The following is a 12,273-nucleotide window of genomic DNA, read 5'->3' as shown; positions in this document are numbered from 1 at the left end:
AACTTGCGTAGGTCGGTCTTAAAGGTTGTGTTTGTCTTTACCCGATGGATTGAAACGGTTCATACCAATGAAGGATTTTTCCGATGCTCGTCGATAAGGAAATTGACCTGTCTGGACTTAACTGTCCATTGCCTATCTTGCGAACCAAGAAAGCCTTGGCTGATATGACATCTGGTCAGGTTTTGAAAGTGGTTGCGACTGATCCAGCCACTCCAAAGGATTTCGAAGCCTTTGCTCGTCAAACCGGGAATCAGCTCCTGCAAAGTAGCGAGGAGCAAGGTAAGTTCCTGTTCTGGATGCAGCGGAAATAAACGAGTTATCCAGTAGTTCGTCTTTTCACGATTTGAATGGCGTTAGCCAGGACAGAAACTCTGCTGCAGGCAGTGGTTTACTGTAGAAAAAGCCTTGGGCTTCCTGGCAGCCCATCTGCCTCAGGGCGTTCACATGCTGGTGAGTCTCCACGCCCTCGGCAATTACCGTCATACCCAATTCATGTCCCAGACGCACAATCATGTCGGCAATACTGCTGCGTCCGGAATGATTGCCCATCTCCTTAACAAATGCCCGGTCGATTTTTAGTCGATCTACTGGCAAGCGCTGCAGGTATGAGAGTGACGAAAAACCCGTGCCGAAATCGTCGATTGCCATGGTGACACCCAGTGATTTCAGCTGTTTCAGAATGGATTCCATGTCAGTAGCACTTTGCATGGCGACGGATTCGGTAATTTCCAGTTCCAATCGAGCTGGTTCAATGCCGGTTTCCTGAAGTACTTTGGCAACGGTACTGACAAAATCCGGGCTGCGAAACTGAACCACAGAGACATTGACTGCGATCCGCATCCACGTAAAGCCGAGTTCTGACCATTGCTGCGCCTGCTGGCAGGCCACACGCATCACCCATTCACCCAGTTCAATGATCAGGCCAGAGTATTCTGCCAACCCAATGAACTGATCAGGCGGAATGAATCCGCCTTGGACGGGCCAGCGAATGAGTGCTTCTGCTCCAACAGGCCGTCCATCGGCCAGATTGATTTGTGGTTGATAGAAAAGCTGTAACAATCTTGCATCAATGGCGGCACGCAGATCATGTAGCAAAGTGAGCCGCTGTCGTGTGTGTTGTTCCATCTCCTGGGTGTAATAACAAAAGCGACCGCGTTGATCATTTTTGGCGCGATTTAGTGCAATATTGGCGCACTTCAACGCGGTAAGGCCGCTGCCATCGGTAACATCCAGTCTGACCAAGCCGATGGTACCGCCTACTCGAAGGTTGTATTCGCCAACTTCAAAAGGGGGATCAAACAATGCCATCAGGGCTTCTGGTTTCAGTTCGTTCTCTGGCCCAAAAATACCGAAGGTATCTGCATTGATTCGAGCCAGTTTGCTATTGGCAGGTAGGGCGGTACGAAGACGCTCAGCAATGGCGCGTAGCAGGCGGTCCCCATTTTCGTGGCCTAGCGCATCATTGATTTCTGAGAAGTGATCGATGTCGACTAATGCGATCAATTGACCATCCAGTAAACCACGTTGACGTTGTTCGTCAATCATTTGCACCAGACCGGCGCGGTTGGGAATTTCGCACAGCAGATCAGAGAAGGCAAAGTCATGTAAGCGTTGAAACAGCTCTACACTTTCAAAGCCGACGGCAATATTGGTGCAGAACACTTCCAGTAATTTCAGATCGATTTGCGCCAGTTGCTTGTGAATAGGCAGGTAGACCACCATGCGATCATTGGCGCGGGAGCAAAAATAAAGCGCAATGGCATGGTGATCATGCACATGAGCTTGCTCTTCCAGGCACTTGCCGACAAGGTGGCGAACATCCGCCTGCGGCAACGATTCAAGCGGTTGGCCAATCCAGGCGGCCTGCGGACCAGTGGCGCTGATAATGGTCTCGCCTTCAGCGTGCTGTTGTACGCAAACCAATCCTTGAGGAGGTTCTTCCAGTAGAGCTGATAGTTGATTGACGACACCTTCTGCAAAGCTATCCATGGTGCGTCGTGCGAACAGGTCTGGGGCGGCGTGCACAATCATGTCCAAGCCCCGTTGGCCGGATGCAATGGTACGCAGTTGCTCATATGATCGTAGGGCTGTGGTCATTGTGGTGAGCAGGCGGGTCAGCGTCAGCTCAGATTTGGTCTTGTAGTCGTTGATATCATAATCGCGAATGGCTGAAAGCTCTGGTGCGTAGCCAGGCTGACCAGTTCGCAATACGATCCGGACTTCATGCAGACCAAGCTGCTCGCGAATGGTTTTGACTAGTTCCAGTCCTGCATTTTCCCGTTCCATGACGACGTCTAGCAGAACAACGGCAATGTCGTGTCGCTCCGTCAGAATGCGTTCGGCTTCTGCCGCAGAATAGGCGTGCAGGAAGGAGAGGCGGCGATGATGGATGATGGCTTCACGCAGAGCGAACGTCGTCACGTGATGAACTTCTTTGTCATCATCGACAATCAATACCAGCCAGTGCTGCCCGTCCGGTGGTACCTGCTCGGGTGTTTCGTGTTCATCGGCAAAGTGCAACAGTTCATCATCATGACTCATGCCGCACCTCCTGATTCGCTTTTCAGAGGAGCTGATAAGGGCAGGGTCAATGTGAAGCATGTGCCCGTTCTTGGCTGGCTTTCCACTTTAATCTGGCCACCAAGAACATGGGTCACGATGTTGTATACGATATTCAGGCCGAGGCCACTGCCCCCGCTACCGAGCTTGGTTGTGAAAAATGGATCCCAGATTTTGTTCATATTTTCAGGCGGAATGCCAATGCCGTTGTCACGCACTATCAGCGTAGCATGCATGGAATCGCGTTGTCGCGCAATTACGTATACCGTGCCCGTTGTACGTTCCTCGAACGCGTGTAACAAGGCGTTGTTCACAAGATTGGTCAGTACCTGCCCCAATGGACCGGGAAAACTGTCCATGGCTATGTTGGGGGTCAGATCCAGTGAAAGACGGTAGGGTAGATGCTTGAAGCGTGGCGCCAACGTTGCCAGGACTTCTTCAAGTACCGATTTAAGATCAAAGGGGCGCCGTTTTTCACTGGTCTGATCTACTGCAACTTGCTTGAAACTTGTAATCAGATCACGCGCATTGCCCAGATTGCGTAAGAGCAGGGTGACGGCATCATAGGTTGCTGAAATATAGGATTCAAATTCAGACCGGCGAAGGGAGCCGGTCTGCAGGGTATTGGCCATTTCTTTGGCACGCGCTTCCAGCAGGCTGGCAACTGTTACGGCATTGCCAATTGGCGTATTCAGCTCGTGCGAAATGCCGGCGACCAGTGAGCCTAAAGTGGCGAGTTTTTCTCGGTGTATCAACTCATCTTGCGCGTTGTGTAGAGTTGTCAGCGCATTTTTCAACTCAATGGTGCGTGATTCGACACGCTGCTCCAATTCCGTATTCAGATGTTGCATGGCAGTCTGCAGATGGTGCCGCTCAGTCACGTCCCGCACGGCAGCCAACATCATCATGCGGCCACATTGTTCAAATGCAGCTGCGGAGAGCTCTACCCATACGGTGTGTCCATTGCGGTGGCGAAACTCTGCCTCCATGGACTGAACGGATTGACCTTGTTGTAGCTGCATTAGCATGAGCTGACGCTGCTCTGGGTTGACCCAAATACCTAGATCAAGTGCTGATTTGCCCACCATTTCTATTACAGAATAACCAAGCAAAGCTTCACCATGCCGATTGACGTTGAGCACTTCACCGGTATTCAGATCTGTAAAAACCAACAATTCCGGGATCAGGTCAAATACGGCTTCAAACCGCGTACGGCTTTCGTGAAGCTGCGACGCAAGCATCAAATTGTCTGTGATATCCCGCAGAACCGAAATCATCACGACATGGCTGGCAATCTTGCTGGTCGATGCTGAATACTCAACCTGTCGGATGGTGCCATCCTTCCGTCTCAAAGGGATCACTCGCAGACGGACCTCGTGGAGTCTGTTCAATTCTGCCACCAGGGTTTGGTGAATATCCGTATCAATCCATAATGTGAGGGAGGAACCTGCCTCATGAAGCACTTCGTTCCGCTGATAGCCTGTTAGCGAGAGAACCTGATCATTGATATCCAGTATGTTGCCACTTGCTAAATCGGTGAGGACAACCAAGTCGGGTAACAAGCGGAAGGTGGTTTCAAACTTTTCTACGCTTTCCAGCAGGGCCTGCTCCATCTGCTTACGGTCGCTGATATCCTCTACATTGGCGACAATGCTTGTCCTGCCGTCACCTAGCGGCAAAGGGGCCAAGCTGTAGCGCAGCCAGCGCAACTGGCCTTCTGCAGTGGGGTAGCGAGCTTCAATGGATGTGGGTTGTTGTTTGTTAATAGCATTTTCCCACGCTTCAATGGCAAGCGGGGAATCATCAATCAGCAGGTCTGCGTACCATAACCGATTCAAGAGCTCCCCGGCTGTTCGGTTAGTAATGCGCTGCAGGTTGACATTGGCGTAATTGATGTAACCTTCAGGGTCGATGCCGAGAATGCCGAATGTCGAAGCATCTGAGAGTGCACGTAAGCGGGTGTAGTAATAGCCCAGCTCTCGCTCCAACTCCTTGATCTCCGATAGATCGATGTCGATACAGTAAAGCTCGTGACGGCCGTCTGAAAGTGTGATCGGTACTTGTGTTGAATATACTTCAATTCGGCTGCCATCCTTGCGTTGGGCCAAATATTCGCGAGGCTTGGGCTGAATCCGGCCATTCAGAATCTGCTCGAACTCATCAACAAAGGCGGTATGGTCTGTGGGGTCCAACACCAGCGACTCAATGGTGTGCCCAAGTGCTTCTGCTGTTGTAAACCCAAAAAAGGTCTCGCTTGCTTTGTTCCAATAGGTAACACGGCGTTGCGCATCGTAGCCCTGAACAGCGATAGTTGTGGCTTCGTCAAGAATAGCGCGAAATGTTTCATTTCCATCCGCAGATATCTGTTGGGAGGTGGGGGCGCTGAGCTCCAACAAGGCCCAGATTTCTCCATTTTCTGTTGATAATCTGTGGCTTGCAACTTGCAGACTTATGGGAGACTTTTGGCCAAGAGACAGTTGGATATGCTTGGCTGGGTAGTTTTGTTGTCCTGCAAGTGTTGAAGCAAGGGGGGTGTCTGCTGTTGCTAGTGACATACCAGAGAATGTCTGCCATTGCCAGTCTTTCTGGGTGTTCTGGCCGATAAGTTCAGCTTCATTGTCCTGTAACAGGGTGGCTGCAGTGCCATTGCAATAACAAAGTATGCCGTGAGGGCTGATGATCACTATTCCTGTAAACAGTTTATCTAGTAACTGCGTGGAGACTAACCCTTCGGGTAAGCCAGGAGGGGAACTAGTGGTAGCGGAAGGTGAAAGGTCGTGCATGACGGGTTATCCGTCTTATCCGGTCATGAAACAGCATCTAGCCTGTTCCATGGCTGTTGGTTGATTGTACATGGTTCCAAGCCAGGTATTGGTGGCTACTAGGACTGGGGAGAAAACCATGGACACGCGTCATCCGCAATCAAGAAGATGACTTCAATATAAACATTTTGTGGGGGATGCGCAGGCAAACAAAAAGCCCGCTAGAGCGGGCTTGATGTTTTAGATTTGGTGCCCAGGGCCGGAATCGAACCGGCATGGTGTTGCCACCGGCAGATTTTGAGTCTGCTGCGTCTACCTATTTCGCCACCTGGGCAGGTGGTTAACTGACTTGCAATCAAGTTAGGCGGCGGATTATGTATCAATGAGTCGACGATGGCAAGCACTTTTCCACATTAATCGAGTCATAAGTTATACTTCGCCACTGCATTTTTCGTGCCGAGTGGCTGTATGGCGTGTTTAAGTGGTGGAAAATGCATATGAAATTCCAGAATATCGGCCTAAGTGGCTGTTATCCGATTTGATTCGAAAAATTGATGTGTTGGTCTTGCAATGCGAACTGAAGATTTCGATTACTACTTGCCTGATGAATTGATAGCCCAACATCCAGCTGACGAACGTGCTGGTAGTCGGCTGCTAACGCTAAATGGAACAAACGGTAGCTTGGAAGATAAGCGATTTGCTGATTTGCCGATGTTGTTGCGTGCGGGTGATGTGTTGGTGTTCAACAATACGAAGGTCATCAAGGCACGTTTGTTTGGTCAAAAGGAAAGCGGTGGACAAGTCGAAGTGTTGGTCGAGCGGATCTTGAGTGAGCATGAAGTGCTGGCACATATTCGCGCCAGTCGCTCTCCCAGGCCTGGTGCCTATTTGGTGTTGGCTGACCGATGGCGTGTCGAGATGGTTGGTCGCTGTAACGAATTGTTCCATCTGCGTTTTCTGGATGAGGATAATGTGTTTTCGATTCTGGAGCAATCTGGGCGTTTACCACTTCCTCCGTATATTGGGCATCATCCTGATAGCGAGGATGAAACCCGCTATCAGACAATCTTTGCCCAGGCACCAGGAGCGGTTGCAGCGCCTACAGCAGGTTTGCATTTTGACGAAGCGATGTTGAGTTTGCTGCGGAAAATGGACGTGATACTGGCGGAGGTGACTTTGCATGTTGGTGCTGGTACTTTTCAACCGGTACGTGTAGACAATATTGCTGAGCATAAAATGCATCGGGAATGGTATGACGTGCCAACCGCTACCGCGGCCATAGTAGAGCAGGCAAAGCAGGAGGGGCGGCGAATCACTGCAGTGGGTACAACAAGTTTGCGTGCATTGGAAGCTGCGTCACAGCAAGGTAGTCTACAAGGTGGCCAGGGTGAGACAGACATTTTCATCACGCCAGGATATTATTTCAAAACGGTTGATCGCCTGCTGACCAATTTTCATTTGCCAAAATCCACCTTGCTGATGCTGGTCAGCGCTTTTGCCGGCTATGAGTATGTAAAACATGCCTATCAACATGCAGTTGGGGCACGTTATCGCTTTTTCAGTTATGGTGATGCAATGCTGATCGACAGGCAGCCTCAGCCATGATTCCCAAGGTCTCCTACTTGCCGGAAAACATCAAAGGGCGCGATTTTATCGTCGGAGATGTTCATGGCTGCCTGGATGACTTGATTACCATGTTGGAACGTGTCAATTTCGATCCAGCTGTCGATCGATTGTTTGCTACGGGGGATCTAGTAGATCGTGGCGCGCGTTCGCTGGATTGCTTGCGGCTGCTGCGCCAGCCTTGGTTACATACTGTACAGGGTAACCATGAGCGGTTGCTGTTGGATGCAATGGCAGATCCGGATGGTACGCGACGTATGTTTCATCGGGTCAATGGTGGGACTTGGGCCGATGAGCTGATTGATGCCATGGACGACGAGTTATGGTCATTATCAGGTGCAGTCATGGACCTACCACATATTATTGTGGTAGGTCAAAATTCGTCCAGGCGATTCAACATGGTCCACGCACATTTGCTGGCTTGTCCTGATCCTGTCATGTTGTGGACTGATACCGATATTGATAATCAAGCTTGGCCAGACGATAGTCCAGTGATCGAAACGTTGACTTGGGCAAGGGTGTTGGCTTACGAGGCAGGATTGGCTGCCCTGTCCGATGCTGAACCTGATTTCTATCCAGGGCTGTCATTGACCTACTGTGGGCATAACCCAGTGCCGCATCCTGTAACAATTTATTCCCATTGTTTTGTTGATACTGGCGCGGGCTATCAGGGCAACGTTTGGGTGGGAGATCAGGATAGTGGCTTGCCCATGCGTCTGACAATGCTGGAGCGTCTACCTGATGGTGGACATATTGTCCGCTTGGCTCGCCCTTTGGCATGTCACGAATAAAAATCGTCGGTACCAATTACTTGATGCTGCGTTGTATGACAAAGGGTATTGAGTAAACTCAGATTAAGAACTTCGTTTTTCTTCCGTTTATCAGTAAATAAATTACGCCTGTCAGCAATGTAGTTGATTTGACTATTGTGCGTATCCCTTACGAGATATCCACACTACCCCGCCAGTAGCCTCAGGTAAGACCATCTGTCTTGTCGCATGTTTTGCCATTTTCGCGGCGTTACTAAGAGGAATCCCATGTTGAACACTATGCTGACTCGATTAATGGGCGCACTGTTTTGCGCAGCCGCCATCCATGTTCAGGCCGAACCAGTTAGACCAATGCCCAACATCATTATTGTTGCGACCGGAGGTACCATTGCCGGTGCTGCTGCAAGTAGCACGGCCACAGTGGGCTATGAGGCGGGTAAAATCGGTGTGGATCAATTGATTGATGCGGTGCCTGAAATCAAGAAGATCTCGCAAGTTCGTGCCGAGCAACTGTTCCGAATCGGCAGCGAAAACATGAATAACGATCACTGGCTGAAGCTGGCTAAGCGTATCAATGTGCTTGCAAAGCAGAATGACGTAGACGGTATTGTCATTACACATGGAACCGATACGTTGGAAGAGACCGCATATTTCCTCAACTTGGTTGTCAAAAGCAAGAAGCCGATCGTGCTGGTTGGCTCCATGCGGCCAGCTACGGCTATGAGTGCAGATGGTCCACTTAATTTGTACAACGCAGTGATTTTGGCTGGGAGTAAGGAGGCTGTTGGTAAAGGTGTGTTGGTATCATTGAATGATGAAGTAAGTGCTGCGCGTGACGTTACCAAAGCCAGCACTATGTTGGTCAACACGTTTCGTTCTCCCGAGTTGGGCGCATTAGGTTACATCCAGGATGGGCGACCATATTTTTATCGCCAGCCCTCCCGCAAGCATACTACCGAATCCGAGTTTGATATTTCTGACCTGGAAAGCCTGCCCGCTGTGGATGTTGTGTATGCCTACGCAAACAGCAATCGAGTGGCGCTGGATGCCTTTGTTAAAGCTGGTGTGAAAGGTGTAATTCATGCTGGCATGGGGAACGGTAGCTTTTCGGAACCCATGAAGGCAGGTCTGATTGATGCTCGTAAGGAGGGGGTCGTAGTTGTGCGCAGCTCCCGAGTCGGTAATGGTGTTGTGGCACGTAATGGAGAGGCTAGGGACGATGAGTTGGACTTTGTCGTCAGTGACTCGTTAAACCCGCAAAAGGCCAGGGTCTTGTTGATGCTGGCATTGACTAAAACCACCTCGACAAAAGATATCCAGCGGATGTTCTATAGCTACTGATTGGTTTTTGCTTGAGCTGATGGATGAAAGCAGCGGCTGAGCCCGCTGCTTTATTAATGTGTGAGACTTTTGCAGTGCAAAAAAAACGGGGTACTAAATGTACCCCGATAAATCTTAGGAGAGAGGAGCAGGCTTGCGCCTAGCTGGATTTCACGCTGTGCATTCTGCCGCAATGCGGTATGTGTGGATATTGCGTAAATCCCCTACGGGATAACCCAAATGTCATTCGAGTGAAGGTTACATGCCAGGTTTCGTTTATGCTGTGGTAAAAAATGGGTTTTAAGTGGTACTGGATGCTTTGTGACAATGTTTTGATTCTTATCATACTGTTGTGTGATGTCACCTGACTCATGTCAATTTCGATGGTTTGAATTAGATCATGATTCAGATTTAAACCGGATATTCCTGTAGGTGAGTCATTACATCACCACGCTATAAAGAATTATTGCGGTGCACCATGGAGCGTCCTGTGGCTAAGCGGTCGATGCTGCCTGAGTGGTTCACTTTTCGGACGGACCGGGGGCGCTGCAGCGAACGGTATAAGATATGCGAAAATAACTGGTTTCCATGACTACGGATTGATGTATTACTGACGGTGGCTACGGGTTCCATAGCCTGTGTATGCGATGGATTGCCCCATCTGCAGCGTTCACACTGCCGAACTGTATATTCGGCAAGAAAGACAACATGAAATTTACATTGCACAAAACGGATGGTGCTGCTCGCCGCGGTACCTTGGAATTGATCCACGGTAAGATCGAGACACCAGTATTTATGCCTGTAGGGACCTATGGTTCGGTTAAGGCAATGAGCCCACATGAATTGCACGATATAGGTGCGCAAATTGTGCTTGGGAATACATTCCATCTCTGGCTGCGTCCAGGATTGGATGTAGTTGCAGCCCACGGGGGCTTGCATGGTCTTATGGCATGGGACAAGCCGATTCTTACCGATTCTGGTGGATTCCAGGTGTTCAGTTTGGGGGGATTGCGCAAAATTACTGAGCAAGGGGTGAAGTTCCAAAGCCCTGTCAATGGCGACAAACTATTCCTGACACCAGAAGAATCGATGCGGATTCAGCGAGTGCTGAACTCCGATGTGGTGATGATTTTTGATGAATGCACCCCCTATCCGGCAACGCGGCAAGAAGCTGCGGATTCCATGCGTTTAAGCTTGCGCTGGGCGCGTCGTTCCCGTGATGAGTTTGATCGGCTAGAAAATCCAAATGCACTATTTGGTATCGTTCAAGGCGGGATGTATGAAGAACTACGAGACGAATCATTGGCTGGACTGAGTAGCATCGATTTTCATGGTTTTGCAGTTGGCGGTTTGTCGGTTGGCGAGCCTAAGGAAGATATGGAGCGTATCCTGAGTCACACCGTGCCCCAGTTGCCCATGCATAAGCCCCGTTATCTGATGGGTGTGGGGACGCCAGAGGACTTGGTGTACGCGGTATCTAAGGGAATCGATATGTTCGATTGTGTGATGCCAACTCGAAATGCTCGAAATGGTTGGTTGTTCACCAGGTTTGGCGATATCAAGATTCGTAACGCACGTTATAAGCTGGACACCATGCCACTTGATGAAACTTGTGGTTGCTATACTTGCCAGCATTTCACCAGAGCCTATTTACACCATTTGCAGCGGGTGAACGAAATTCTAGGTGCTAGACTTAATACAATTCACAACTTGTACTACTACCAGCAATTGATGCGCGATGTCCGTGCCGCTATTGACTTAAGTCGATTCGATGCATTCCGGGTTCAGTTTAAAGAGGAGCGTCAAGTGCTAAAAGCGGTAGGCTCCTAAGGCCTTGACGAACAGCAGTTTGCCCAGGCATTATCAATAACATGCGATCAATCAACGTCATTTTCTTTTTGGGTTCTCTCTATTGGTGGCGCTTCCCTTAGGCGGCACCGTTGGTTCGTTGCATCTACTGAACATCATCAACATGCCGCCGGATTGGGCGGCATGTTCACTTTTGGGCGCCCTTGATCCGGATGGCTAGTATTAAAGGAGCGCTCCATGATCCTCGACAATAGTTTCGTTCTACCTCAAAAACCGGTCATTCTGACTGGGGATCGCCCCACTGGTCCTTTACATCTTGGGCACTATGCCGGCTCGTTGCAAAATCGAGTTACTTTTCAAGAGGAATATAAACAGTTCGTGTTGATTGCTGATATGCAGGCATTAACCGACAACATGGGTAATTACGCCAAAGTGCGTGAAAACGTTGTGGAGGTGGCCATGGACTATCTGGCTGTTGGTATCGATCCAGAGAAGTCCACTATCTTCATCCAATCCAAGGTGCCAGAGCTTGCAGAGTTAACCGTATTATTCTTGAACCTTGTTTCGGTTGCACGCTTAGAACGGAATCCAACGGTCAAGGAAGAAATCCGTCTTCGTGGTTTTGAACGAGATATCCCGGCTGGTTTTCTGAGCTATCCGGTTAGTCAAGCTGCAGACATTGCTGCCTTCAAAGCACGTTATGTGCCAGTTGGTGAAGACCAACTACCTATGATTGAGCAGACTAATGAGATTGTTCGTCGAATGAATCGTAGTTTAGGTCGTGATGTGCTGGTTGAATCTGAGGCGATTGTGCCCAAAGTGGGACGTCTACCAGGTATTGATGGACAGGCGAAAATGAGCAAGTCCCTCGGGAATGGTATTGTTCTCTCAGCGTCGGAAGATGATATCAGTAAAGCGGTAAAGCAGATGTTCACAGATCCGGGTCATTTGCGAGTAGAAGATCCAGGTCAAGTGGAAGGTAATGTTGTATTTACTTATCTGGATGCATTTGATCAAGATGTGGCATTTGTTGAAGACTTGAAGCAGCGCTATCGTCATGGTGGCTTGGCTGACAGTATTGTCAAACGTCGACTGGAGGATTGTTTACAAGCCATGCTGAAACCTATTCGTAATCGTCGTGCTGCATTAGAAAGTGATCGGGCTGCAGTTCTGGAAATGTTACGCAAACACTCTCTGATTGCGCGTGAAGAAGCGGCGAAGACGTTATCTGAAGTTCGTCGTGAAATTGGGCTTGACTACTACTTCCTGTAATCCGTGATTCGTTTTGGTGTATGCTGTTGTCCTGACTTGGAGGCGGGCGACTGATTGTTATGCGTTGATTGATTTGGGAACCCTTATGGTCAGCCATAGTCTTAGCTCCGGGCTCGCACTGAGTAACTTGGCCGAATAGTTGCTCGAATTTGTCACCG

General features: G+C 49.6%; 8 protein-coding genes and 1 tRNA gene. 6 read left to right on the top strand and 3 right to left on the bottom strand.

Annotated features, from left to right (window positions below; genetic code table 11):
* Positions 1-83: 83 nt before the first annotated feature.
* Entirely contained in the window at positions 84-311 is a 228-nt protein-coding gene (locus FFS57_RS06935; protein WP_137937045.1) for a sulfurtransferase TusA family protein, read from the top strand.
* A 25-nt stretch (positions 312-336) separates the two neighbouring features.
* On the opposite strand, the gene FFS57_RS06930 is transcribed toward FFS57_RS06935, so the two are convergent.
* The 3 genes from FFS57_RS06930 to FFS57_RS06920 form a co-directional block, all read right to left on the bottom strand.
* Positions 337-2,541, bottom strand: a complete 2,205-nt coding sequence (locus tag FFS57_RS06930; protein ID WP_171013705.1) for an EAL domain-containing response regulator — start codon at positions 2,539-2,541, stop codon at positions 337-339.
* Positions 2,538-4,955 (bottom strand): PAS domain-containing sensor histidine kinase, encoded by a 2,418-nt coding sequence (locus tag FFS57_RS06925; protein ID WP_171013703.1) that lies wholly within the window; start codon positions 4,953-4,955, stop codon positions 2,538-2,540. The genes FFS57_RS06930 and FFS57_RS06925 overlap by 4 nt, the downstream gene beginning before the upstream one ends.
* Before the next feature lie 613 nt (positions 4,956-5,568).
* A tRNA-Leu gene (locus FFS57_RS06920) sits at positions 5,569-5,655 on the bottom strand.
* Between the two features lie 236 nt (positions 5,656-5,891).
* Between FFS57_RS06920 and queA the strand changes: the two genes are divergently transcribed.
* The 5 genes from queA (at position 5,892) to trpS (ending at position 12,115) form a co-directional block, all read left to right on the top strand.
* A complete protein-coding gene (gene queA, locus FFS57_RS06915) occupies positions 5,892-6,926 on the top strand; it encodes a tRNA preQ1(34) S-adenosylmethionine ribosyltransferase-isomerase QueA (protein ID WP_137937042.1) in 1,035 nt (344 codons plus the stop codon).
* Positions 6,923-7,735, top strand: coding sequence for a metallophosphoesterase (locus tag FFS57_RS06910; RefSeq protein WP_137937041.1), 813 nt, complete (start codon positions 6,923-6,925; stop codon positions 7,733-7,735). The genes queA and FFS57_RS06910 overlap by 4 nt, the downstream gene beginning before the upstream one ends.
* Before the next feature lie 246 nt (positions 7,736-7,981).
* On the top strand, positions 7,982-9,055 hold the full coding sequence (locus FFS57_RS06905) for a type II asparaginase (RefSeq protein WP_502705898.1): 1,074 nt from the start codon (positions 7,982-7,984) through the stop codon (positions 9,053-9,055).
* A gap of 687 nt (positions 9,056-9,742) precedes the next feature.
* Positions 9,743-10,864 carry a tRNA guanosine(34) transglycosylase Tgt gene (tgt, locus tag FFS57_RS06900; RefSeq protein ID WP_137937040.1) on the top strand — a complete coding sequence of 374 codons (1,122 nt, stop codon included), beginning with the start codon at positions 9,743-9,745 and terminating at the stop codon, positions 10,862-10,864.
* 216 nt (positions 10,865-11,080) lie between these two features.
* The gene (gene trpS, locus FFS57_RS06895; RefSeq protein WP_137937039.1) at positions 11,081-12,115 is read left to right on the top strand and encodes a tryptophan--tRNA ligase; all 1,035 of its coding nucleotides are present in this window, start codon (positions 11,081-11,083) and stop codon (positions 12,113-12,115) included.
* The last annotated feature ends 158 nt before the right edge of the window (positions 12,116-12,273 follow it).

Source organism: Chitinivorax sp. B (genome assembly GCF_005503445.1).
In the GTDB taxonomy this organism is placed as follows: domain Bacteria; phylum Pseudomonadota; class Gammaproteobacteria; order Burkholderiales; family SCOH01; genus Chitinivorax.
The sequence above is the reverse complement of the archived record's forward strand: the minus strand, read 5'-3'. Positions and strand labels throughout refer to the sequence as shown.